This is a genomic window from Myxococcus dinghuensis (assembly GCF_024198235.1).
Classification (GTDB): Bacteria; Myxococcota; Myxococcia; order Myxococcales; family Myxococcaceae; genus Myxococcus; species Myxococcus dinghuensis.
This window is the reverse complement of sequence record NZ_JAKCFB010000032.1, coordinates 41,312-65,240: the sequence shown is the minus strand read 5'-3', so window position 1 is coordinate 65,240 and position 23,929 is coordinate 41,312. Positions and strand designations below refer to the sequence as shown.

24 protein-coding genes are annotated in these 23,929 nt (G+C 70.6%); 18 read left to right on the top strand and 6 right to left on the bottom strand.

Going from position 1 to position 23,929, the window contains the following annotated elements:
• Positions 1-308: 308 nt before the first annotated feature.
• From ccmA to LZ198_RS31390, 10 genes are all read left to right on the top strand, one after another.
• Positions 309-968, top strand: coding sequence for a heme ABC exporter ATP-binding protein CcmA (gene ccmA, locus LZ198_RS31435; protein WP_253975808.1), 660 nt, complete (start codon positions 309-311; stop codon positions 966-968).
• On the top strand, positions 965-1,660 hold the full coding sequence (locus LZ198_RS31430; protein ID WP_253975807.1) for a heme exporter protein CcmB: 696 nt from the start codon (positions 965-967) through the stop codon (positions 1,658-1,660). The genes ccmA and LZ198_RS31430 overlap by 4 nt, the downstream gene beginning before the upstream one ends.
• A gap of 2 nt (positions 1,661-1,662) precedes the next feature.
• Positions 1,663-2,379: a cytochrome c biogenesis protein CcsA gene (ccsA, locus tag LZ198_RS31425; RefSeq protein WP_253975806.1), complete on the top strand. Its 717-nt coding sequence runs from the start codon at positions 1,663-1,665 to the stop codon at positions 2,377-2,379.
• A gap of 2 nt (positions 2,380-2,381) precedes the next feature.
• On the top strand, positions 2,382-2,552 hold the full coding sequence (gene ccmD, locus LZ198_RS31420) for a heme exporter protein CcmD (protein ID WP_253975805.1): 171 nt from the start codon (positions 2,382-2,384) through the stop codon (positions 2,550-2,552).
• A 4-nt stretch (positions 2,553-2,556) separates the two neighbouring features.
• Positions 2,557-3,048 carry a cytochrome c maturation protein CcmE gene (locus LZ198_RS31415; protein WP_253975804.1) on the top strand — a complete coding sequence of 164 codons (492 nt, stop codon included), beginning with the start codon at positions 2,557-2,559 and terminating at the stop codon, positions 3,046-3,048.
• Positions 3,045-5,066, top strand: a complete 2,022-nt coding sequence (locus LZ198_RS31410) for a heme lyase CcmF/NrfE family subunit (protein WP_253975803.1) — start codon at positions 3,045-3,047, stop codon at positions 5,064-5,066. The genes LZ198_RS31415 and LZ198_RS31410 overlap by 4 nt, the downstream gene beginning before the upstream one ends.
• Positions 5,066-5,623 (top strand): TlpA family protein disulfide reductase, encoded by a 558-nt coding sequence (locus LZ198_RS31405; protein ID WP_253975802.1) that lies wholly within the window; start codon positions 5,066-5,068, stop codon positions 5,621-5,623. Before LZ198_RS31410 ends, LZ198_RS31405 begins: the two co-directional genes overlap by 1 nt.
• A 104-nt stretch (positions 5,624-5,727) precedes the next feature.
• Positions 5,728-6,993, top strand: coding sequence for a zinc ribbon domain-containing protein (locus LZ198_RS31400; protein WP_253975801.1), 1,266 nt, complete (start codon positions 5,728-5,730; stop codon positions 6,991-6,993).
• A gap of 170 nt (positions 6,994-7,163) precedes the next feature.
• Positions 7,164-7,676, top strand: a complete 513-nt coding sequence (locus tag LZ198_RS31395) for a hypothetical protein (protein ID WP_253975800.1) — start codon at positions 7,164-7,166, stop codon at positions 7,674-7,676.
• Positions 7,677-7,807: 131 nt separating this feature from the next.
• Positions 7,808-8,479, top strand: a complete 672-nt coding sequence (locus tag LZ198_RS31390) for a carbonic anhydrase (RefSeq protein ID WP_253975799.1) — start codon at positions 7,808-7,810, stop codon at positions 8,477-8,479.
• Positions 8,480-8,489: 10 nt separating this feature from the next.
• Here the strand turns inward: LZ198_RS31390 and LZ198_RS31385 are convergent, their stop codons facing one another.
• The 5 genes from LZ198_RS31385 to LZ198_RS31365 form a co-directional block, all read right to left on the bottom strand.
• The gene (locus LZ198_RS31385; protein WP_253975798.1) at positions 8,490-9,149 is read right to left on the bottom strand and encodes a pentapeptide repeat-containing protein; all 660 of its coding nucleotides are present in this window, start codon (positions 9,147-9,149) and stop codon (positions 8,490-8,492) included.
• 1 nt (position 9,150) lies between these two features.
• On the bottom strand, positions 9,151-9,717 hold the full coding sequence (locus tag LZ198_RS31380) for a GNAT family N-acetyltransferase (RefSeq protein WP_253975797.1): 567 nt from the start codon (positions 9,715-9,717) through the stop codon (positions 9,151-9,153).
• A 70-nt stretch (positions 9,718-9,787) separates the two neighbouring features.
• Positions 9,788-10,168, bottom strand: a complete 381-nt coding sequence (locus LZ198_RS31375) for a hypothetical protein (protein ID WP_253975796.1) — start codon at positions 10,166-10,168, stop codon at positions 9,788-9,790.
• Position 10,169: 1 nt separating this feature from the next.
• A complete protein-coding gene (locus LZ198_RS31370) occupies positions 10,170-11,816 on the bottom strand; it encodes an FAD-dependent monooxygenase (RefSeq protein WP_253975795.1) in 1,647 nt (548 codons plus the stop codon).
• Positions 11,813-13,414 carry a bifunctional 3-(3-hydroxy-phenyl)propionate/3-hydroxycinnamic acid hydroxylase gene (locus tag LZ198_RS31365; protein ID WP_253975794.1) on the bottom strand — a complete coding sequence of 534 codons (1,602 nt, stop codon included), beginning with the start codon at positions 13,412-13,414 and terminating at the stop codon, positions 11,813-11,815. Before LZ198_RS31365 ends, LZ198_RS31370 begins: the two co-directional genes overlap by 4 nt.
• Positions 13,415-13,489: 75 nt before the next feature.
• On the opposite strand from LZ198_RS31365, the gene LZ198_RS31360 reads away from it, so the two are divergent.
• The 8 genes from LZ198_RS31360 to LZ198_RS31325 all read left to right on the top strand — a co-directional run bounded on the left by LZ198_RS31360 (position 13,490) and on the right by LZ198_RS31325 (position 22,663).
• Positions 13,490-14,116 carry a TetR/AcrR family transcriptional regulator gene (locus LZ198_RS31360; protein ID WP_253975793.1) on the top strand — a complete coding sequence of 209 codons (627 nt, stop codon included), beginning with the start codon at positions 13,490-13,492 and terminating at the stop codon, positions 14,114-14,116.
• A complete protein-coding gene (locus tag LZ198_RS31355; protein ID WP_253975792.1) occupies positions 14,113-15,186 on the top strand; it encodes a VOC family protein in 1,074 nt (357 codons plus the stop codon). Before LZ198_RS31360 ends, LZ198_RS31355 begins: the two co-directional genes overlap by 4 nt.
• Before the next feature lie 26 nt (positions 15,187-15,212).
• Positions 15,213-16,163 (top strand): fumarylacetoacetate hydrolase family protein, encoded by a 951-nt coding sequence (locus LZ198_RS31350; protein ID WP_253975791.1) that lies wholly within the window; start codon positions 15,213-15,215, stop codon positions 16,161-16,163.
• Positions 16,160-18,115 (top strand): acyl-CoA synthetase, encoded by a 1,956-nt coding sequence (locus LZ198_RS31345; RefSeq protein ID WP_253975790.1) that lies wholly within the window; start codon positions 16,160-16,162, stop codon positions 18,113-18,115. Before LZ198_RS31350 ends, LZ198_RS31345 begins: the two co-directional genes overlap by 4 nt.
• A complete protein-coding gene (locus LZ198_RS31340; protein ID WP_253975789.1) occupies positions 18,112-19,179 on the top strand; it encodes an amidohydrolase family protein in 1,068 nt (355 codons plus the stop codon). The genes LZ198_RS31345 and LZ198_RS31340 overlap by 4 nt, the downstream gene beginning before the upstream one ends.
• Before the next feature lie 397 nt (positions 19,180-19,576).
• Positions 19,577-21,049 carry a hypothetical protein gene (locus tag LZ198_RS31335; protein WP_253975788.1) on the top strand — a complete coding sequence of 491 codons (1,473 nt, stop codon included), beginning with the start codon at positions 19,577-19,579 and terminating at the stop codon, positions 21,047-21,049.
• A 138-nt stretch (positions 21,050-21,187) separates the two neighbouring features.
• The gene (locus LZ198_RS31330) at positions 21,188-21,700 is read left to right on the top strand and encodes a cytochrome c-type biogenesis protein (RefSeq protein ID WP_253975787.1); all 513 of its coding nucleotides are present in this window, start codon (positions 21,188-21,190) and stop codon (positions 21,698-21,700) included.
• 3 nt (positions 21,701-21,703) lie between these two features.
• Positions 21,704-22,663 carry a tetratricopeptide repeat protein gene (locus LZ198_RS31325; protein WP_253975786.1) on the top strand — a complete coding sequence of 320 codons (960 nt, stop codon included), beginning with the start codon at positions 21,704-21,706 and terminating at the stop codon, positions 22,661-22,663.
• 23 nt (positions 22,664-22,686) lie between these two features.
• Here the strand turns inward: LZ198_RS31325 and LZ198_RS31320 are convergent, their stop codons facing one another.
• Positions 22,687-23,919, bottom strand: a complete 1,233-nt coding sequence (locus tag LZ198_RS31320; protein ID WP_253975785.1) for an eCIS core domain-containing protein — start codon at positions 23,917-23,919, stop codon at positions 22,687-22,689.
• Positions 23,920-23,929 lie beyond the last annotated feature (10 nt).

The window sequence follows — 23,929 nt, the reverse complement described above, 5'->3', positions numbered from 1 at the left end:
CTGGCTCACCTTCCCCCAGGCGCTTGCCCACCCGGGGGAAACCACACCTCGCGCGGACTCCTTGCAGGGGCGGTGCCACGCGGCCGCGGTCGCGCGTGCCCGGGCGGGGTACGGGGCGCCCGACGGGACGGGGCTCCTTTCCAACGGTGGACGGTCTCCGTGGAGGAAAGCGCGCCACTCACACGGGCACCTGGCGTCCTCCGGAAGGGAAACTCTTTACAGACTCCAGGCCTCCTCCGCCTCCCTGCGGCCAGCCGCCCGGGTTTCACTGGATGACAGTTCGGATTCCGGATACGAACCCGCTCGCGATGCCTTCCCTCTCCGCAGCTCCCGCGCTCGCGCTGCACGACGTCAGCAAGCGCTATGGGCGCCGTTGGGCCCTGGCTCGGCTGACGTACGCGCTGCCGGCCGGGCGCTCCTTGCTGCTCACCGGCCACAACGGCTCCGGCAAGACGACCTTGCTGCGACTGGTGGCCACCGCCCTGGGCCCCACCGCCGGCAAGGTGGAGGTGCTCGGACACGACGCGGTCCAGGAGCGCGACACGGTCCGGCGCGAGGTGGGCCTGCTGTCCCACGCCAGCTTCCTCTACGAGGACCTCACCGCGCAGCAGAACCTGGTCGTCCTGGCGCGGCTGTTGGGGCACCCGTCGCCGGGGGACGTGGCGGACACGCTGCTCACGCGCGTGGGCCTGGGACGGCGCTCGGACAACGCCGTGCGCGGCTTCAGCGCGGGCATGCGCAAGCGCCTGGCCATCGCGCGGCTGTTGCTCAAGGCCCCGCGCATCGCGCTGCTCGACGAGCCCTTCGGCGAACTGGACCCCGCCGGCATCCACGACATGGAGGGCATCATCGCGGAGCTCAAGGCGAGCGGCGTCACCGTGGTGCTCGCCACCCACCTCGTCGAGCAGGGCCTCACCCTGTGCGAGGAGCGGCTGCACCTGCAGGACGGACGGGCGGTGGCCGCGTGAACCGCCCCGCTCCCATCGGCCTGCTCCGCGCGACGCTGGCGCTCCTGCGCAAGGACCTGCTCATCGAGTGGCGCACACGCGCGCGCCTCAACGCCATCGTCTTCTTCGCGCTGGCCACGCTCCTGATGTTCTCCTTCGCGCTGGGCCCGGACACGCGCCTGCTGGAGAAGAACGCCGGCGGCTACTTCTGGCTCGCCATCCTCTTCGCCAGCGTGCTCGCGCTGGGCGAGTCGTTCCGCGTCGAGTCCGAGAACGCCTGCATGGACGGCGTGCGGCTGGCCCCCGCGGACGCGCGCGCCATCTACCTCTCCAAGGCCCTGGGCAACGCGCTGCTCCTGGTGGCGCTGGGCACCCTGCTGCTGCCGGTCATGGTCGCGCTGTACGGCGTCAAGGTCGTCACCGGCTTCGTGGACCTGGGCTGCGTCCTCCTCCTGGGGAGCCTGGCCCTGAGCGCGCCCGGAACCGTCTACGCCGCCATCTCCAGCAACGCCCGGGCACGGGATGTCCTGCTCCCTCTGCTATTGTTCCCGCTCGTCATCCCCGCCCTGCTGTCGGCGGCCAAGGCGACGACGCTGGTGTTGCAAGGAGACCCCATGAATCAGTTGAACTCATGGCTGGGCCTTTTGCTGGGATTCAATCTGATTTACTGGGGCGTTGGGTTCCTGCTGTTCCCGCGCATCATCGAGGACTGACGATGAACAAGCTCATCAAGTGGGGCCTGCCGCTGGCGGGGCTCGGCGTACTCGCCGCGGGCTGGTGGCTGGGCCTGGCGTGGGCGCCTCCCGACCGGGAGATGGGTGACGTCCAGCGGATCATGTACGTCCACGTACCACTCCAGTGGATGGCGATGGTGGCCATGCTGCTGAACTTCGTGGCGGCGGTGAGCTACCTGCTGCGTGGCAACGCCAGTTGGAAGCTGGACTCCACGGCGGAGTCGGCGGCGGAGGTGGGGCTGCTGCTGGGCACGCTGGGCATGGTGACGGGGGCCATCTGGGGCCGGCCGACCTGGGGCGTGTACTGGTCGTGGGATCCGCGCCTGACGTCGGAGGCCATCATGCTGGTGACGTACACCGGCTACCTGGTGCTGCGGCGGTTCGTGGAGGACCCGGACAAGCGCGCGACGTGGAGCGCGGTGGTGGCCATCCTCGGCGCCATCAACCTGCCCATCGTCTGGTTCTCCGTGCGCTGGTGGCGCAGCCTGCACCAGGTGCAGTCGAGCCCCAAGACGGTGGATCCCCAGATGGTGCTGCCGCTTCGGGTGTCCGCCATCGGACTGTTGCTGATCACGATCTTCTTCCTCATCACCCGCTACCGCCTCGCCCTGGCCGAACGCCAGGCGGAGGTCGCCCTTCCGGACGCGCTGCCGGAAGCGAGCGGGTCGGTGGTCTCCAACGCCCACAAGGTGGCCTGAACATGACGACGCTGATGACGCTGGGAGTGCTCGCCCAGGTGGGCAGTGGCCGCATCCAGGGCGGCTGGGGCTACGTCTGGAGCTGCTACGGCATCACCGTGGCGGCGCTCGTGCTTTACTCGCTGTCCCTCTGGCTGCGCCGGCCCCAGGCCCCGCAGGACGCCAAGGAGTGAACCCATGACGCCTGTCGCCCGCAACCGCCTCATCGCCCTGGGGGCCCTGCTCGTCGCAGGTGTCGGCCTGGGATTCGTGGCCTTCGGCAACATCGGCGAGAACCTCGTCTACTACTGGAGCCCGGCGGAGATGCTCGCCCAGGGCGACAAGGCCTACGGGGCCACCATCCGCCTGGGCGGCGTGGTGCAACCCGGCAGCATCCAGTGGAACGCCGAGCACACCACCCTGCACTTCCGCGTGGCGAACGACGCGAAGGAAGGCACGGCCAGCGTGCTGGTGCGCTCCACGGAGACGCCGCCGCAGATGTTCCGCGACAAGATCGGCGTCGTGGTGGAGGGCACCTACGACAAATCCGGCGTGTTCTCCTCCAACCGGCTGATGGTCAACCACTCCAACGAGTACCGCGCCCCCAAGGAGGGCGAGGACCCGAACAAGTGGCGTGAGACGCTCACGGACGGCACCACCACGGCGAGCACGGGGACGGGCGCGCGGTGAACGGGACGATTGGATACGGGCTGGTGCTCGGGGGCCTGGCGTTCGCGGCCTTCGGCGCGGTGGTGGGCATCTTCACGGGGCTGCGCCGCAGCGAGGCGGGCTTCCCCTGGGTGATGCGCGCGGTGTGGGGCTTCGCCGGCTGCATGATCGCCGCGAACCTGGTCATGGTGTACGCGCTCGTCACGCACGACTTCAGCGTGAAGTACGTGGCGCAGGTGGGCAGCCGCGACACGCCGCTGCTCTACACCGTCGTCTCGCTGTGGAGCGCGCTGGAGGGGTCCATCCTCTTCTGGGGCCTCATCATGGGCGGCTACATCGGCGCGTTCGCGTGGGTGCACCGCCGCGAGCACGCGCGCTACATGCAGCTGGCGCTGGGCACCATGCTGGCGGTGGGCGTCTTCTTCGCGTTCCTCATCGCCGGCCCGGCCAACCCCTGGGGCGCCATGTCCCCCGTGCCCGCGGACGGCCCCGGCCCCAACCCGCTGCTGCAGAACCACATCCTGATGATCATCCACCCGCCCTTCCTGTACCTGGGCTACGTGGGGATGACGGTGCCCTTCGGCGTCGCGGTGGCGGGCCTGCTGCGCGGGGAGATCGGCGAGGCGTGGATGGCGCCCCTGCGGCGCTGGACGCTGGTCGCGTGGCTGTTCCTGTCCATCGGCATCATCCTCGGCGCCTGGTGGGCGTACGCGGTGCTCGGCTGGGGCGGCTACTGGGCGTGGGACCCGGTGGAGAACGCCAGCTTCCTGCCGTGGCTGACGGCGACCGCGTTCATGCACTCCACCATGGTGCAGGAGCGCAAGCGGATGCTGAAGCTGTGGACGCTGAGCCTGGCGCTCGCGTCCTTCGTGCTGACGATCCTCGGCACGTTCATGACGCGCTCGGGCATCTTCAACTCGGTCCACTCCTTCACCCAGTCGGACATCGGCCCCACGTTCCTGGTGTTCCTGGGCGTGCTGCTGGTGGTGTGCATCGCGCTGCTGGCGGTGCGCGGCCCGCTGCTGGTGCCTGAGGGGCGGATGAGTTCGCTCGTGTCCCGCGAGGCGAGCATCCTGGTGAACAACCTGGTGTTCGTGGCCATCACCTTCACGGTGCTGCTGGGCACGCTCTACCCGCTGGTGTCCGAGGCGGTGCGCGGCGTGCGCGTGAGCGTGGGTGAGCCGTACTTCAACAAGATGGCGGTGCCCGGCGGCATCGCGGTGCTGTTCCTGATGGGCGTGGGCCCGGTGCTGCCCTGGGGCACGCCGGACAAGGCCACGCTGCGGCGGCAGTTCCTCATCCCCACCGGCGTGGGCCTCGTCGTCTCCGTGGTGTGCTTCGCGGTGGGCATGCGCGGCTTCTACCCGCTGCTCACCTTCGGGCTGGCGGGCTTCGTCACCGTCATCACCCTGCGGGAGCTGGTGGCGCCGGTGCGCGTGCGCATGGCGGAGCGCAAGGAGGGCCTGGTCACCGCGGTGATGACGAGCGCCACCAAGGCGCAGCGCCGCTTCGGTGGCTACGTCGTCCACCTGGGCATCGTGCTCATCATCGTCGCCGTGGCCGCGTCGTCGTCGTACGTGAAGCACACGTCCGGCACGCTCAAGAAGGACCAGGTGATGGAGCTGGACGGCTACAAGCTGCGCTACCTGGGCCTGGTCAGCGGCGAGGAGCCGCACCGCACCTTCGTCGCCGCGCGCGTGGAGGTGACGACGCCGAGCGGCAAGGTGGACGAGCAGAAGCCCCGGCTGAACTACTACGAGCGGAGCACGGACCCCATCGGCACGCCCGCGGTGCGGGAGACGGCGGGCGAGGACCTGTACATCTCGCTCATGGCCTTCTCCGAGCAGGCCGGCAACGCCAGCTTCAACGTCTGGGTCTTCCCGATGGTGGGGTGGATCTGGTGGAGCATCCCGCTCCTGGTCCTGGGCACGCTCATCGCCCTGTGGCCCCGCCGCCGCGCGGTGGTGGCGCTGTCCGGCGCGGAGCTGGGCGCCGCGGCGCCGCTCGCGGGTGACGACGCGAAGCAGGGAGCGGCCTGATGAAGCGCTGGCGCTACACCCTCCTGTTCGTGGGCTTGTGCGTGGCCCTGCTCGTGGTGCTGGCCAAGGGCTTCGGCCGCAACCCGCACGAGGTGCCCTTCATGCTCGCCGGCAAGCCGGCGCCGGACTTCGTGCTGCGCTCGCTCGACACGGGGGAGCGCGTCAGCCTGGCGGACCTCAAGGGCCGGCCGGTGGTCATCAACTTCTGGGCGTCCTGGTGCGGGCCGTGCCAGTACGAGCACCCGGTGCTGGAGTGGGGCCAGCGGGAGTTCGGCTCCCAGGCGGTGTTCCTGGGCGTCGTCTTCGAGGACACCGAGGACAACGCGCGCCAGTTCCTGCGGCGCCAGGGCTACAGCTTCCCGCAGCTCATCGACCCGCGCTCGCGCATGGCGGTCAGCTACGGCGTGGCGGGTGTGCCGGAGACGTACTTCATCACGCCGGACGGCACCATCCTGACCAAGCACGTCGGCCCCATCGACCCGGACACCCTGGGCCGGCGCATCCGCGAGCTGACGGGCGCCCAGGCCGCCGCAATGCCCGGGACGGCTCGCCCGTAGTCCCTTCACCCGGGGGCGCTCGCTTCCGGTGACGTTTCCGAGTATTCACGGGTTGCGCTGGACCGTGGGGGCTCCCCCTTCCCCCACATCAGCAAGGTGGGACCATGCGGTGCCCGGAGTGCGGCGAAGCTTCGAACGCGCGGCTGAAGTACTGCGAGAACTGTGGCGCCAAGATGCCGGACACGCCCTCGCAGTTGACGGGCTCTCGGCCGGCGTTGCGTCCCTCCCGGCCCCAGCGTGCGCTCGAGGAGCCCTCCTACGCCGCGGAGATCCTCGACGAGGCGGATGACTACTCGCGTGGCGGGTCGGGTGGACAGCCCTCCTATGCGCCGCCGCCGCGGGCGGTCGAGGCCGGAGAGGACACGGACCCGGGGCAGTCCCGCCCGAAGTACGACGGGCCGAAGTGGCTGGCCAGCGTCCCGGGCCATTCGCAGAGCGTGGTGGGGCTGGGCATCCTGGCCTTCGCCTTGGCGCTCTCCATCCTCCCCTCCTTCGACGGCGTGGGCGTGGTGGCCACGCTGGCGACGCTGGTGGGCGCGGTGCTGCTGGTGGCCCGCGAGCTGCGCCAGGCGAACGAGGCCGAGGGCCTCACGGGGTTGGTGCCCGAGTTCCTCCTCCGCCCCGAGGTGACCGCCGCGTTCTGCGCGCTGCTGGTGGCGCTGGCGATCCGCATGCTGGGGCTGGGCTTCACGCCGGTGCTCTGGCTGGTCTCCGTGGGGCTGGTGGTTCACGACCAGTACCGCAAGGTCCTCGCGGGGCCGGAGGGCGTGGTGGCGCGCTACTTCGACCCGCGCCAGTTGCTGCTCGTCCCGGAGGTGGTGGCGCTGGGCGGCGTGGGCCTGTGCATCCTCACGCTCTACGCGCCCTGGGCCACGGTGAGCACGCTGCCCAACACGCCCGAGAACGCGCCCATGCCCGCGGGCCCTCCGGAGCTGCGGGTCATCCAGACGACGCGGCCCCCGGACGACGTCCTGTATTCCGCGGGCGGCGGCATCACCACCCTGTCCGGCTGGGAGCTGCCGGGCGCCGTGGTGATGGAGCTGCTGCTCCTGACGATGCTGGGCCTGCTCGCGCTGCGTCCCGAGGTCGACCGCCCCGCGTGGACGCGGTTCGCGCCCGCGGGCGTGACGGGCGTGGGCCTGCTCTGGGCGCTGCTCCACATGAAGCTGTCGCCAGGGCCCATCATCTTCGTCGTCGGCCTGGGGGCCGTGGGCTTCCTCGCGTTCCAGCGCCTCCGCGCGGAGCAGCAGGCCGCCGCGGCCCCCGCGTATGACGACGAGGGCGCCTACGACGAGACGGAGCAGGTGCCGACGCCCGACGCCGACTACGTCGAGGACGAGACGGAAGAAGTCGCCCCGCGACGTCGCTGAAGGGCCCGGGACGGTCGACGCGCGCCGCGCCGGATTCGCGGCCCCGCACCTCCGTCACCTCCGACCCGGGACGGAGCCGGATGACGGTGGCCACACACGCCGCAGGTCCGGCACGGCACAACCCGGAACAAAATCGCGCGCGCTCCCTGGGGACTCCCTAGGAGAGCCCCATGACCAAGAACCTCCGTCGTGTCATGGGTGCCGTCGCGCTGCTCTTCCTCGCGAGCTGCGCGGGGGGCGAGGACGAAGCCACCGATTCCCCCCTGGAGTCCACCGAACAGGGCGTCATCTACTGTGGCCCGTTGTGTCCGCCCAACTACGCCACGGTGGGCTTCGCGTGTAGCACCGCGTGTCCCGGAGGCTGTCCCAACGCCGTCTCCTGCGCGCCCATCCCCACCACGGTCACCCTCTGGGGCACGCCGCAGACCGTCACCGTTCCCGTGGGCCAGGTCGGCACCTCGCGCATCTGCTGGAACACCTCCGGCCTCAGCTATCCGGTGTGGATCAAGGTCAGCGCGAACGGCGCTCCCGAGCAGCTCTTCACCAAGGAGAGCGACCGCGGCAAGCACTGCGAGAACGCGCCGTGGATCCAGGCCCCCGGCACCTACGTGTTCACCATCAAGACGGCGAAGGAGGGCGGGAGCGTCCTCGCGACCACCACCGTCTTCGGCGTGACGCCCTGACCAAGCCCCCTCCAGGTGCGCGGGTGGGGAGCTGCCCGCCCGACACCTGACTGGCACATGGCGCCCGAAGTGAGACAGAGGTCCGGGTTCGCCGTTGTGGGCGACCCCGGGACTGGGAAAGGCTCGGGGCCATGGAAAAACTCATTCCCGGCCTGCACCACTTCCAGACCGAGATCTTCCGCTCCAAGCAGGAGCTCTACTCCCGGCTCGCGGAGGCGCAGAGCCCGGAGGTGCTCTTCATCACCTGCTCTGACTCGCGCGTGCTGCCCAACGAGCTGACGGGAGCGGGGCCCGGGGAGCTGTTCATTGTCCGCAACGCGGGCAACATCGTCCCGCCCCATGGCACCGCCAACAACGGCGAGGCGGCCACCATCGAATACGCGGTGGCGGCGCTGGGGGTGCGCCACATCATCGTCTGCGGACACACGCGCTGCGGCGCCATGCAGGGGCTGCTGGAGCCGGACAAGCTCGCGCGCCTTCCGGCCATGCGGGAGTGGCTGCGCCACGCGGAGGCCACCCAGCGCATCATCGAGGAGAACTACCGCCACCTGTCCGGCCCGCCCCTGCTGGACGCCGCGGTGGAGGAGAACGTCCTGGTGCAGATGGAGCACCTGCGCACGCTGCCCACCGTGGCCGCGGCCCTGGCTCGCCGGCAACTGAACCTGTACGCCTGGGTGTACCAGCTCGAGGACGGCTCCGTGCACGCCTACGACCCGGACCAGGGACAGTTCGCGCCCGTCGTCGCGGTGGATGGAGACTCCGCTCGCGCCCGGGGCCGCTTCGGACTCCAGCAGGTGTTCTGAGCCGGGCCGCTCAGCGCGCCTTCTTCGAGCCCGCTGCGCGCGTAGACGCCTTGGCGTGGTAGCCGTCCACCAGCATGCCCAGGGAATGGGCCAGGGCCATGGCGGTCTCCGGGGGCACGCGCGTGTCCTTCAGTCGGTTGCGCGCCGGGTCGAGCACCAACCCCTGCGTCCCGCTGAAGGTGACGCGCGTCAGCGTGCAGCCCCGGAAGTTGCTTCCCGTCAGGTCCGTCTCGGAGAAGTCCGACTCCGTCAGGTCCATGTCGAAGAAGTTCGCCTCCTTGCAGACACACCGCAGGAACGGGGTCTTCCTCAGGCTGAAGCCGACGAACGAGTCGTATTGGAGACCGCACTCCTCGAAGTGCATCTCCGGGTTGGACGCCACGCCCGTCCAGTCGATGCCCATCAGCTTCGAGCCCTCGAAGCGCGCGCCCCTCAGGCGCAGCGCGAGGACGTTCGAGCGCGTCAGGTTGCAGCCCTCGAAGACGCAGTCCTCCAACTGCGACTCCTTCCAGCGGGACGACTGGAGCTGCACGTTCCGGAACGTGCAGCGATAGAACTCCTTGCCGCCCAGGTCCGCCCCGTCGAGCAGCAGGTCGCTGAAGGTCTCGTTCTCGAAGGCCTCCTCCTCACGGAGGCGGCGCAGGAACTCGGAGGTCGCGTCGGTGGACATGTCAGATGACTCCCGACCCAGAGGGTCGAACGCCGCCAGGGCCGGCGACACGGTACAGGCCGTTGTCGCTCCCCAGGTACGAGATGACGCGCTCCAGCCGCAGGCCCAGCCGCTGCGCGACGCGCAATGACGGTCCGTTCACCGGGCTGATGATGGCGACCAGCGGCACGTCCGGAACGTACCGGGCGGAGAGGTCCAGCGCGGCGCGGGCGACCTCCGTCGCGTACCCCTGCCCCCAGGCCCGCGGAGAGAAGCGATAGGCGAGGTTCAACACCCGCTCTCCCTCGATCTCCTTGTGGCGCACACCGCCCACGCCCACGACGAGGCCCGGCGCGTCCAGCCGCTCCACCATCCAGTAGCCCAGGCCCTCCCGGGACCAGTCTGCCTGCCAGCGCGCCAACAACTCGCGCGCCTCGGCCATCGACGTCAGCGCCCCGGTCGCGTCGAATCGACTCGTCTCGGGGTCCACGTGGAGCTGGTAGATGACGTCCAGGTCATCGTCGCGCACGGCGCGCAGCAGGAGCCGCGCGGTCGTCACTCGCGCGAAGGCGGGGTTCGGGGTGGACATCGCGCGCGCAGCCTAACCGGTGCGCCTCGGGTCCGCCTCTCCAATCCCGCGAGCCGCGGCGTGCGCACAGTCAGCGAGGACGCGCAAGCTTCATCACTTCGTTGAACCAGAGCGCGACCAGGAAGCTCCCGGACATTCGGCACGCCCCCGCCTCGAAGGCCCGCGCGAGGTCCGCCTCGTCGCGGCTCGTCAGCGCGCGGACCGCGTCACCGCCATCCTTCCAGGTCTGCGTGAAGTCGGGCGCCTCGTGGAGGCCGAAGCGCATCCGCACCCGGCCCTGCCGCACCTCGAAGTAGCCCCCGCAGCCGGACTCGGTGCGGATCTGCAGGACGTGGGACGCCTCGTCGACGAGTTGCCGGACGCGCTCGGAGCGAGCGCGCGCGCGGAGCATCAACCGCTCCGTCGCCAGGAGCAGCGCTCGCAGCTTCAGGTCACCCAGGAATGCTTGCATGTCATGCGGCTCCGCGAATCAGGTCGATGAGCCGACGCGGCTCGGACGGGAGCGTCTCGCCCCGGAAGCAGACGTGCTGGTCGGGCCGCACCAGCACGAGGGGACGTTCGTAGAGCTGCCTCAACCTCGGCTCCTCGAGGAGGACCTGCCTGAGCGGGACCCCGGCCTCACGCGCGGCGAGGGTCAACCGCTCCGCTTCGTTCCTCGCGGACGACGCGGCGAGGAGTGTGAACCCGCTCGCGTCCAGCAGGTCGAACACCGCCTGCCCATCATCGCGGAAGGCGCTCGGCAGCCGCGCGCCGGGCCACGTCGTGGGCAGGTACGCCACCTCGTCACAGGGCGGCTCCCTGCCCTCCTCCCTCGCGATGATGGGGGAGTCGCCGTAGCGATACCCCAACTCCGCGCCGAGCGACTCGTAGAGACGTGACGTCCGGGCCTCGAACTCGCGGGCGACCAGGGCCCGCGCGGCCTCGCCCACGGCGCCCGGCGCCAGCACCGCGGCGCTCGTCTGGAACTGGGACTCGAACGCGGCGGCGGCGCACTTCTTCACGTGCTCGCGGTTCCTCCGGGCCACGGGCAGGCGCTCGGCCTCGTAGCTCGGCAGCAACTTCGGACCGCCCCAGCCCGCGAGCGTCGCGGCCAGCTTCCACGCCAGGTTGTGGGCCTCCGTCACGCCCGTGTTCATGCCCAGCCCGCCCGTCGGCATGTACTGGTGCGTGGCGTCGCCCGCGAGGAAGACGCGGTGACGACCGAAGGACTTCGCGACGAGGAACTGCGGGCGCCACGGTCCGCTCTGCACGATGTCATAGGGCACCTGGGTGCCCAGCGCCGCGTCCACGATGTCCTCGAGCGACTCGCCCGGGCGTGGACCGAAGGGGCGGTGGAGCACGTAGTCGTCCCGGCTCGCGTCGGGCGACACCAGCAGGCCGCTGAAGCCGGGGCGGGACAGCCACGTGTGCCAGTACGGCTGCCCGTTCGGGAAGAGGCCCGCGATGGCCTTGGACCGCAGGTGGATGATGAACAGCTCGCCCATCAGGTCCCGCGTCCCGTCGTAGTCGATGTTGAGGAAGTTGCGGACCCGACTCGATGGACCGTCGCAGCCGATGAGGTAGCGGGCCCGGTGGTGCTGTTGCGCGCGGGTGTCCACGTCGTGGACGAGCGCCGTCACCCCCGTGGCATCCTGCTCGAAGCCGAAGAGGCGAGCACCGAAGCGCACGTCGATGTTCGGATCGGCGCGCGCTTCGGCGAGCAGCACCGGCTCCAGGTGCATCTGGGCGATGCGCTGCATCGACTCGAGCGGCAGGCTCCCGTCCGTGCATTCCCGGATGAGCGTCCGGGCCGTCTCGACAGGTTGGTAGATGAGGTGACGCTCCCGCATCACCGTGTACACGGGCCCCTTCACCGACGCGGCGATGGCCGAGTACTGGTTGGCATCGAGCGGGTTTCCCGCCGCGCGGATCTTCTCGTCCAGCCCGAGCTGCCGGAAGATCTCCATCGAGCGGCAGTTGACCACGTCCAGCTTGGGGTGACGCGTCGTCTCCTTCCGGTCGTTGACGACCGTGGAGCGGACGCCCTGTCGGCTCAAGGCCAGCGCGAGCGTGAGCCCCACCGGTCCACCGCCGACGATGAGCACGGGTGTCTCGTTCATGCGGCCTCCCGCATCGCCACCGGGGTGAATCGGCTCAACGCGAACTCCACCACGCGCCCCAGGTCCGCCAACCGGCCAGCCCCCAGGACGTACCGGTCCGGCCGCAGCAGCACGAAGTCGAGGTCCTTCTCCGTGAACCACGCCGTCAGCACGCCGTCGCGGTCTCCCAGCTCGGCGCCAGGGCCGAAGTCCCGGACCTCCAGCGGCAACCGCTCCCGCAGCAACGAAACCGAGGCCCGTGCCTCGGGCGTGTCGAGCAACCGCGAGCGCGCGAGCAGCGTGAAGTCCGTGCCCAGGGTCTCGTCCAACAGGACCTCCGCGCCATCCCGTCTCAGCACCCACGGTTGGGGGGGCAGTTCGCCCGCGCAGGTGCTGCCCTTCAGGAGGTACCCCGTCTCGAGGGGGCGCTTGCGGTTGGCGTGCCGATACGCGAGTCGCTTGAGCGGCGCGAGTGCCTCGGTCGGACGGAACAGCAGCCAGTCACGCAGGAAGCCGACGAGCCTGCTTCGCGTCTGGATGACGCGACCGAGGTACATCGCGCCCTCGATGATGTGCCGCACGTGCGTCGAGCGCTCCGCCTGGTAGTCGTCGAGCAGCCGCTCATCCCCGAGCCCTCGGAGCAACAGCCGCAGGCGCCACGCCAGGCTCACGGCGTCCCGGATGCCCGCGCACATCCCCTGCCCCAGGAACGGCGGCATCTGATGGGCGGCGTCTCCCGCGAGCAGGATGCGCCCCGCCCGCCAGTCCGGCGCCCAGAGCGCGTGGAACTTGTAGTACGCGATGCGGACCAGCTCGACGGTGTCGAGGTCGACGAAGCCGCGCAGTTGCTCCCGCACCCGCACCGGGTCGGTGGCCTCCCGCTCCGACAGGCCCCCCATCACCATGAACTGCCATTCGTAGTGAGGGCCCGCCAGGGGCACGTACGTCACCGGCTGCCGCGGGTCGCAGATCTGCCGATGATGGCGTGGCAGGTCCGGGTGCTTCTGCCCCGTCCGCGTCTTCGTATCGACGACGACCCAGGCCTCGTCGAAGTCCGCGCTGACCAGGGGCAGCGCCGCCTCACGACGGACCATGCTCCGCGCCCCGTCACAGCCCACGACGTAGCGCGCGCGGAAGAGGTGCTCCTCGCCCGAGCGGGACCGCGCGCGCACCTCCACGTGCCCACCCTGGTCGACGACGCTCGTCACCTCCATGCCCCGGTGGACCTTCACGTGGGGATACCGCGCCAGCCCCGCGTGGAAATGTCCCTCCAGGGTCGGCTGGTGGAACCAGTACGCCCCCGCATATCCGTGCCGCCCGTCCTGCGAGCCGATGGTGGTGCGCATCACCGGCTCCGTCCCCGGCTTCAACAGGAACTCCATCTGCGTGAAGGGCTCGCTCGTCCGGGCAATCTCCGAGGCCAACCCCACGCCCTGGAAGACGCGCATGACCTCGTCGTCGAAGTGCACGGCGCGAGGCGCGAAGTAGATGTCGTCCTCCCGCTCCAGCCCCACCACCGAGCAGCCTTCCCTGCCCAGCAGGTTGCCGAGCATGGCCCCCGTCGGGCCCAACCCCACCACCACCACGTCGTGGAGCACTCCTGAGGAATCGATGACCATGATGGGATAAAATTGAACACGAGTGTTCATTTCGTCAAGCCAATGTTGAACTTGACGAATCAATTTTGAACACGCATGTTCAAGTCCATGAATGTCGCCCAGGTTCGCATCCATGACGCCGCGCTTCGGCTCTTCGCCGAGAAGGGCGTGACCCAGCTCACGGTGAAGGAGCTGGCGGACGCCGCGGGGGTGGCGCGAGGCACCGTCTACAACCACTTCGAGTCGGTCGATTCGCTGTTCCAGCAGGTGGCCACGCGGCTGGCGGACGAGATGCACGAGCGCGTCACCGCGAGCTTCGAGCAGACGGCGGATCCCGCGCAGCGACTCGCCAACGGCATCCGCTTCTTCGTGCGGCGGGCGCATGAAGAGCCACACTGGGGTCGCTTCCTCGTCCGCTTCGCGGTCAGCACCCCCACCCTCCAGGGACTGTGGAGCGGCCCGCCCGCGAGCGACATGGCGTTGGGCATGGAGCGCGGCCGGTTCTCGTTGAGGCCGGAGCAGTTCCCCTCGGCCATCGCCCTGCTCGGCGGCGGGGTGCTCGCCGCGATGGCGCTGGTGCTCGAGGGGCACCGCACCTGGCGCGACGCGGGCGCGGAGACCGCGGAGCTCTACCTGCGAGCCCTGGGCGTCCCGCCGGACGAGGCCCTCCGGCTCTCCACCACGGAGCTGCCCGCGCTCCCACCTCCCGGAGGCCTGGCATGACGCCCACGCTCCAGACGCCGCAACCCGCGCGCCATCCGAACCCGACAACGAAGGCACGCAGTCTCGCCTTCCTGCGCTTCGAGCGTCCGAACGGCGCCGACACGGAGCGCTTCCTCACCGACTTCGGTCTCCCGTTCGCGGGACGGTCCGGCGAGGCGTCGTTCTACCGCGCGGCGGACGCCGCTGCGTACTGCTACCGCGTCGACGTGGGGAGGCGCGCGCGCTTCGTGGGGCTGGGCTTCGAGGTGGCCTCGCGTCGAGAGCTCGCCGCGCTCACCCAACTGCCCGGCGCGTCCGGCATCGAGCCGCTCGAAGGCCCCGGCGGTGGCGCCGTCGTGCGACTCACGGACCCCTCCGGTTTCCAGGTCGAGGCCGTCTGCGGACGCGAGCCCGCGACAGTCCTGCCCCATCGCGCGCCCCTGCCGCTCAACCTGGACGCGCCCACGCGCATCAACGCCACCCAGCGGCTCCCTGAGTCCCCCCCCGAGGTGCTCCGCCTGGGCCACGTCGTGCTGGAGGTCGCCGACTACCAGGCGACGTGCGCCTGGTACACGCAGCACTTCGGGCTCATCCCGTCCGACGTGCAGGTGCTGCCGGATGGCTCTCCCGCCGTCACGTTCCTCCGGCTCGACCTGGGCGCGACGCCCGCGGACCACCACACGCTCGCGCTCGCGCAGGGCGTGATGCCCACGTACAGCCACAGCGCCTACGAGGTGGTCGACGCGGACGCGGTCGGCATGGGCCAGCGCATCCTGCGTGAGCGGGGCTACACGCACGCGTGGGGCATCGGCCGACACATCCTCGGCAGCCAGGTCTTCGACTATTGGAAGGACCCGTTCGGGGCGAAGCATGAGCACTACTGCGACGGAGACCTCTTCACCTCCGAAGTCCCCATGGGCGTCCACACCGTGAGCCGCGAGGCCATGGCGCAGTGGGGCCCTCGCATGCCCGCGAGCTTCACCCGCCCGCCGCTCTCCCCCGCCACGTTGGCCCGAATCCTCGGCCACGTGCGCAGCAGTCCCGACCTCTCGCTCTCCAAGCTCAGGACGCTCGCCACCCTGTTCGGGTGACGGCCCCTCCCAGAGGACTCACTCACATGGCTCTCAATGTCGTTCGCTGTGCGTTCGAGGGACGCACCCGGTGGGGTGTGCTCGAAAAGGACCAGGTCGCCCTCGTCCCGGGGGAGTTCGCCACCACGGGGGACTTCGTCACCGCGATGCCCGTCTCCCGCCTGTCCGGACTCGACGGGCCGCGCGTCCCACGGAGCGCGATCACGGTGCTGTCGCCCGTGACACGCAACCAGCGCTTCGTCTGCCAGGGGGCGAACTACCGGCAGCACATGATCGAGTCCGGCGTCGATCCCGACGTGAAGAACTTCAACATGATCTTCACCAAGGCCCCCAGTTGCATCGTGCCCGCGGACAGCGACGTCGTGCGGCCTCGACGCGTGCGCTTCCTCGACTACGAGGTCGAGCTGGGCCTCGTGCTGCGGCGGGACATCACCGGGCCGGAGACCTTCACCGAGTCGAACCTGCTCGGGGTCCTCGCGGGGCTCGTCATCGTCAACGACTACTCCGCCCGCGACATCCAGATCCCCGAGGGACAGTTCCACAAGGGCAAGAGCTTCCGCACCTTCGGCCCCGTGGGCCCGCACCTGTGCCTGTTGGAGCCCCAGGACCTTCCCCGGCTGCGAGCGCTCGAGCTGGAGTTGAGGGTGGATGGGCAGGTGCGCCAGCGCGACAGCACCCGGAACCTCGTGTACGGCCCGGCGGAGACCCTCACGGAGCTGTCCAGCGTGCAGGACCTCTCCGCGGGGGACCTGCTCGCCACCGGTACGCCCGCGGGCTGCGCGCTCGCGGTGCCCTCGCCCCTCAAGCAGCGGCTGGGGGCCCTCCTCCCGGAGAGGAAGAAGTGGGAGCTCTTCTTCGCCCAGCAGGCGCGGCGCCCGTACCTCCAGCCCGGTCAGCTCGTGGAGGCCACCATTCGCAGCGGTGACGGCGCCATCGACCTGGGCCTCCAGCGCAACCGCGTGGTCCAGGAGGCATGATGTCCGGCATCGCGCGGCTCGCGGACGTCGAAGCCATCGAGGCCGAGGGACTTCCGTCCGACCTTCCCTCCAGCACCTACGAGCTGCTCCAGCGCACCGCGCGACGAACACCCGACGCCCCCGCGCTGTCGTTCTTCCTGTCCATCGACGAGCACCGGCGCCCGGAGACCTGGAGCTACAGCGGGCTCCTGTCCATGGTCACTCGCGCGGCGAACGCCTTCCACCGCCTGGGCGCGACCCGGGACACCGTCATCGCCTACGTGCTCCCCAACCTCCCGGAGACCCACTTCGTCCTCTGGGGCGGCGAGGCCACGGGCGTGGCGATGGCCATCAATCCCTTGCTGGAGGCCTCCACCCTCGGCGCCCTGCTGCGCGCGACCCACACCAGAATCGTCGTGACGTTGGCCCCCTTCCCGGGAACGGACGTCTTCCCGAAGGTGGCCCGCGCGCTCGAACAGGCGCCGTCCGTGCGCGACGTACTCCTCGTCGACCTGTCCGACCACGTGCGAGGCCCCCGGCGATTCGCCGCGCGCGCCCTCCAGAGACTCGAGGCGGCTCGACGCCACGGCCTTCGCGGCGCACGCGGCGCGCTCCCCGCCCACGTGCGCGTCCAGGACTTCGGCCGCGCCCTCGCCCGGGAGCGCGGCGACACCCTGCTCAGCGGCCGGGTCATCGCGCCGGAGGACCGCTCCTCGCTGTTCTGCACGGGCGGCACCACGGGCCAGCCGAAGATCGCCGTGCGCCGACACCGCAACGAGGTGGCCAATGCCTGGAGCGCCTCGCGCCTGCTCGGGCGCAACGTAGGCCCTGGCAAGAACATCTTCTGTGGCCTCCCGCTGTTCCACGTCAACGCGGGCATGGTCACCGGGCTCCTCCCCTTCTCCGTCGGGGCCCACGTCGTCCTCGGCACGCCGCAGGGCTACCGGGGCCCCGGAGTCGTCCCCCGCTTCTGGGAGGTGGTCGAGCACCACCGGCTCCACTTCTTCAGCGGCGTCCCCACGCTGTTCGCGTCGCTGCTCCAGGTCCCGGTCGGAGACCACCGCATCGACTCGCTCGAGTTCGGCCTGTGCGGCGCCGCGCCATTGCCGGTGCAGGTGCTCCACGACTTCGAGGCACGCACGGGCCTGCGCATCCTCGAGGGCTACGGTCTGACCGAGGGGACCTGCATCAGCAGCGTGAACCCGCCCGAGGGTGAACGCCGCCACGGTTCGATCGGCCTGCGCATCCCGGGTCAAGCGATGAAGGTCATCCAACTCGACGCGCGCGGGCGCTTTCTGCGCGACTGCGCCGACGACGAAGTCGGGCTCCTCGTCGTGAGCGGCCCCAACGTGTTCGACGGGTATCTGTCCGCGGAGCAGAACACCGGCCTGTTCCTCGACCTGGGGGACGGCAAGCACTGGCTGGATACCGGCGACCTGGGGCGGCGCGACGCGGACGGCTTCTTCTGGCTCACCGGACGCAAGAAGGAGCTCATCATCCGAGGCGGACACAACATCGACCCGGCCGACATCGAGACGGCCCTCTACAAGCACGCGGCGGTCCAGCTCGCCGCGGCCGTGGGTCGCCCTGATGTCCACGCGGGCGAACTCCCCGTTGCCTACGTCCAGCTCAAACCGGGCACGAGCGCGACCTCCGAGGCCCTGCTCGCCTTCGTCGCGAAGGAGATTGGCGAGCGGGCGGCCATGCCCAAGGCCATCCACGTCGTGGAGTCCCTGGCCCTCACCGCGTTGGGGAAGATCCACAAGCCTTCGCTCAAGCGGCTCGAGATCGAATCCGCCCTGGGCGCCGCGCTGCGGGACGGCGACATCCGGCTCCTCCAGCTCGACGTCCTGGAGGACGCGAACCGGGGCCTGAGCGTCCGGGCACGCATCGCGGACGCACGGCAGGCCCCGCACGCGGCGAGCATCCTGGGCCGGTTCGCGTTCGCCAGCTCCGTCGAGGTGACCCCATGAGTCCCCACGGGAAGATCGACGTCCACCATCACGTCATCCCGCCCGCGTTCTCCCAGGCGATGGAGCGCCATGGGCTGCGGGAGGTCGCCGGCGCGCCACTGCCGCGTTGGACGCCCACGCGCTCGCTGTCGGTGATGGAGGAGAACGACATCGCCACGGCCCTCCTGTCGCTGTCCTGTCCCGGGGTGTACTTCGGAGACCTCGCGGAGGCCGTCGACCTGGCGCGACGCTGCAACGACTCCGTCGCGGAGCTGACACGGCTCCACCCCGGCCGCTTCGGCTCCTTCGCGGTGCTCCCCATGCCCTTCGTGGAGGAGTCCTGCGCCGAGGCCATCCGCGCGCTCGACGTGCTGCACGCGGACGGCGTGGTGCTGCTGGGCAGCACGGAGGGCGTGTTCCTGGGAGCCCCCCGGCTGGAGGAGTTGATGGCCGAACTGGATGCGCGCGGAGCGACGGTGTTCGTGCACCCCAACCTCCACGCCACCAGCACCACCCTGGGCCTCGAGGGCCCCGGCTTCCTCCTCGAGTTCCTCTGCGACACCACCCGCGCCGCGCTCAACCTCATCCTCACCGGGACGATGGAGCGCTACCCGCGCATCCGGTTCATCCTCGCGCACGCGGGCGGCTTCCTGCCCTATGCCGCGTGGCGGCTGTCGTTGGCGAACCTCATGCCGCCCTATGACACACAGGCCCCCCAAGGCATCCTGACCTACCTGCGACGCTTCTACTTCGACACCGCGCTGTCCCCCGGGGCACCGACGCTGGCGGCCCTCCGTGAGTTCGTCGACCCGTCGCACCTCCTCTTCGGAAGCGATTTCCCGTTCGCCCCCGAGCCCATCACCGCGCTCCAGGTGAAGACGCTGAAGGAGAGTCACGTCCTGTCTCCCGACCTGAGGGCCGGAGTGGACCGGGCGCACGCGCTGCGGCTCTTCCCTCGCTACGCGAGCGCGTCCGAGCACCCCGAGCCGCTCCCCACCCCACCGCGAGAGGCGGCCCTCGACCGCGTGAAGCGGCTGCTGCGCCGGCCGCTCGTCTCCGTGGCGCAGCGGCTGAGAGATCGCTGACACTCGCCACGCGCGAGACCTCCGGCCCCGGCCAGCCGTGGCCCCCTCCCCCGCAGGACGCTTCCCCGTCGGCTCCCCGACCCGACGGGTCCGGGCGGCTTCCCACAACCAACACAACGGCGGATTGCGGCACGACGAGGACTCACGACCGCGGGCGCCTCCTCTAGCGTGTCGTCCGACTGGAACCTCGCCCTGACATGGCACGCGTCGCGCTCATTGCCCACGTCGCCCACATCCCGGACTCGGGGCCTCCTCCCGACCGGCCTGCTCGCGCTCCCCGCGCCTGGCCGTGGTCGCCTCGGCCCCACGACATCGCCCACCTCACACCGCGGTCCGAGCACGTCGACCTCCATCGACGCCTTTCGGACACGCCGCCCCCGCGACGGGAGGCGCCTCCGTGCAGTTGAAGGTGCTGCTCCCCAAGACGCACTACACCGCGGGCGAACACCGCACGGCGCTGCTCATCCTGCGCAACGAGAGCCACGTCCCCTTGGAGTTCCCGGACCCGCTCCATGCGCCGGAACAGGCCCTGCGCTACACGCTCACGGGCCCCGTGTTCCCGGAGTCACGTCACATCCCCTGTCGGGAGGTCTCCTCGCGAGGACTCTCACACGTCCTCGCCTCGCGGCCCGGCGCGCGGGTGCGGCTCGCGCCGGGGCAGACCTTCGAGTCCCTCATCGCCTTGCATGACTGGCTCCCCGTGACCCGGCCGGGCCGGTACCGACTGGAGGCGAGCCTCACGCACCCCGACTTCTCCATCACCTCGCCTCCCGTGGAGTTCGACATCCTCGCGCCTCCCACGGGGCCGGTGTCGCTGGCCTGTGACGTGGCCGCGCCCGACGGGAGCGGCGTCGAGGCGACGTGGCTCCAGGACGTCGAGGGACGGCCCTCGCTCCTGGTGCGCGGCTACGAGGAGCCACGCGAGGACACCTCGCGGCCCCCCTCACCCCGGCAACCCGCGAGCGTCATCGGCCCGGTGGCGCCGGGCATCACCGAGGCCCTCGCACCGTGGTCGAACGACCCGGATCGCATCTCGTCGGTGTCATGGCGGGTGTGGCGCCAGGGCGCTTCCCTCATGGCCCTGGCCGGACCGGCGACGCCGGGGCGTCCGTTCCGCTTCGACCTGGAGGCGCCACCCGCCCAGGTCGTCCGCCCACCACTGCAGACGGCGGCCGGGGAGCTGTTCATCCCCGTGGTGGCCGCGTGCGGAAGGGAGTTGCGGCTCATCTGCTTCCAGACCTCGTCCGACGCATCGGACCTCACCCCGGGCTGGGAGATGGGGCGCGTGGGCTTGCACGGTCGCATCGTCGCGGCGCGCGCCACCCTCCAGCCCGCCTCGCGCGGCAATGGCGTCAGCGTGGTGCTCGTCGAGCAGACCGACCGCGGGCTGGACCTGCACCATGTCCGGACCCATGGGTCGGGCCGCTTCACGCGGGTGGCGACCACGCGACTGAAGGGGCTCCATGCCCTCCCGGACTCCGAACCGGGGATATGGGTGGACGAGGCGGGACGGCTCCACGCCGCGCTGTTGACGCTGTCCCGGAAGAACCCACGGCAGGTGGTCCTCGCGGAGGTGCACCACCGGCCGGATGGGCGTCCTGCCGCGAAGCCGCGGCTCACCGCCCTGCGCGAGCTGCCGTGTGCCCCCCGCGCCGCCGTGGCCCGCCATCACCCCGAGCGGAGCCGCGCCGGAGTCCTGACCTGGGCCATCCTGCTGGAGAATGGGAGCCTGCTGACGCCCCACACCGTGGGCGCGCCCATGCGCCCCCGGCACCCCGTGGGGCTCCCGCTGGAGCTGTTCCCCGCGCGCAGGACGTATGTCCTCACCTGGGACCCGGTGCAGGGGCCCGCGTTCGAGGCGCTGCGCTGAGCGGGAGGCCCCGGCCAGGCCCCACTTGACGGATGCCCACCTACAGTGCGGTCGGCGGGCCGGGCGTCCGCCGCACCGGTTTCGGATTCCAATGGGCGCCCGGTAGCGCTAGGTAGGGGCGGCGCCCTGGGAGTCCCGATGACCGCCGCCCTGCTGTCCCTGACCCTTGCCTTCGGCCTCGCCACCGGCCAGTTCGCCCCGCAGCAGGCGGGCAGCGAACCGCTCGCGCCAGAGCTGGAGGCCCGCGTCCAGAAGCTCGGCAAGACGCTGCGCTGCGCCGTCTGCCAGGGCCTCTCCATCTCCGACAGCCCGTCCTCCATGGCCCGCGCCCAGCTCGACATGGTCCGCGAGCTGGTCTCCGAGGGGAAGAACGACCAGGAGGTCGTCGACTTCTTCGTGTCGCGCTACGGCGAGTGGGTCCTCCTGGAGCCCAAGGCCGAGGGCTTCAACTGGCTCGTGTGGCTCGGCCCCATCGCCCTGCTCGGCGTGGGGGGCTTCGTCATCTGGCGCCAGCTCCAGCACGGCCCTCCGGAGGCGACCCCCGCCGCGGGCGGGACTTCCGCCGCCGCGGCGCCCTCCGCGACTCCTTCCGCGTCCGCAGACGACGCCGACCCCTATCTCCAGGCCGTGCGCCGGGAACTGGAACGCTAAGTCATGCAGCCTCAACCGACGAACTGGTTGCCGGGAATCATCGTGCTCGCGGTGGCCTTCGTGGCCGCCGCCGCGTGGCTCCTCTTCATGCGCCGCAAGGGCGCCCTCTCCGCGCCCGAGCCCAAGGACGGCGTGCTCGATGACCTGACCCAGCGGGCCCAGTCGCTCATCGACCAGCTCCGCGCGTTGGAGGCGGAGAAGCACCACCTGGGCGCCGAGCAGTACGCGGCGGAGAAGTCCCGCCTGGAGCGCGAGGCCGCCGGGGCGCTGCGCGCCAAGGACGAGCACCTCCAGCGCAAGACGTCCGCGAAGGACGCGCGTCCCCGGGCGCACCAGGCTCCCGCCGCCACGGGCTGGTCCGCGCGCAATCCCCAGTTGGCCGGCGCCCTGTGGGGCGCGGGCATCGTCCTGTTCTTCGGCGGCCTGGGCTACCTCCTCGTCTCCGAGCAGCAGGGCCGCGGCGAGGGCCAGCAGGCCACCGGCCGCATTCCCCCGGGCGGCGGCGCCGCCGCGCAGCAGGGCGGGATGGACGACCAGGGCGAGAGCCCCGACATGACCGAGGCCCGCGCGCGCCTGGCCGGGAACCCCTCCGACCTCGAGTCCGCCTCGCTGCTCAGCCACGAGCTCATCCGCCGCCAGGCGTTCGACGAGGCCGCCACGGTGACGGCGAAGGGGCTGGCCGTGGACCCGTTCCACGTCGAGCTGCGCGTGCACCGCGGTGTCCTGCGCGCCACCAAGGGCGACCTGGAGGGCGCCGAGGCGGAGCTGACGGAGCTGGTGAACACCTGGCCCGACTCGCAGGAGGCGCTCATCTTCCTGGGCAGCCTCGCCCTGCGCCGCGGTGACAAGCCCAGGGCCCTGGAGCACTTCGAGCGCTTCTCCGTCGAAGTGCCCCGCAACATGCAGCCGCCCCAGCTCGCCGCCGCCATCGCCCAGCTTCGCGCCGAGGTCGCCGCGCCCTGACCGTGGGGCCCGCGGGCGACGGGTCAGTCCACCTCCTCCATCTCGTCCCCCGTCGAGGCGCTCCCGCCCACCGGGTCATCCGCCCACGTCGCGCCCCCGATGCCGCCTTCGACGTGCGCGTAGAACATCATGATGGCGTCGTGCAGCCAGCCCTCGTGGTTCATGATGAACGACCGGGCCTGGATGATGTTCGGCTTCGAGATGACGTTGCAGTAATCGAGGTACTGCAACGTCCGGCTCAGGGCGACGCTCGAAGGGTCCATCGCGAAGTCCGTCTTGCTCCTGTAGCTGTAGGGCAGGTCCCGCTTCATGAAGGGGACCGTCTTCCCGGCCCGCTGGACCTCGTAGACGAGCGCGGCCTCGATGGCCCACGCGCGCCACTCCGCGTGGAGGGTCGCCTCGTCCCGCCCGTTGAACGTCACGTTCTTGGCGAGATGATCGATGGCGTGCTGGGTCTCGTGAGCCATGGCCGCGAGGAGGCCGAAGTACTCGGACCCCGCCTCCTTGATCTTGTCCCCGGGGAGGGCACCAATCTCGAGCTTCCCCGTCGCCGCGCTCACCTGCTTGTACAACGCACTCCCCAGAGGCTGCGGCGAGTGCTCTGGAGCGAAGCTCACGTAGATGGTCTGGGGCAACCGCTTCGCCTGCATCAAGATGTCGTTGTAGACCTTCGAAGGGATCTTCGAGTTGAGCTCCGGGTCCAGGAAGCGGGTCCCCTGGAATGGGTCGTCCGCCCCGATGAAGATCATCTTCGTCTGGATGACCGGAGCGACGCCGGGTGCCCTGGCCATGGCAGGCGGGCACGGGGCCCCGTGGCGAGCCCCGACGGGCGCGAAGTCGTCGGGCCGCCGTCCTAGCTCGAACCAGGCCCTGGCCTGACGCCCGAGGAGGTCCGCCTCGCCCTCGAGCGTGGCGTCGACGAGCAGGCCGGAGGCTTCGGTGCGTCGCCGCTCCGTCAGCCCCTGTCGCTGCTGGAGCACATGGGTCAGCTCGTGCGCGAGCAACTCGAGGCCCGCCAACGTCTGGGGCCGATACTGCCCGCGGGCGAAATGGAGCGCTTCGCCAGAGGCGAACGCGCGCGCGCCCAGCGCTTCGGCGGCGGCGCTCTCGTGGACGCGCACCGGGGCGAGGTCCGCGTCGAAGAACGCCTCCAACGCGTGCCGCAACCTCGCGGGAAGAGGCCTGCCTTCCGGGGCAGGCAACCCACGCGGCGAGCACGAAGCCCTGGCTTCATCGAGTTCGGGTCCACGATGCATTGCGACAATC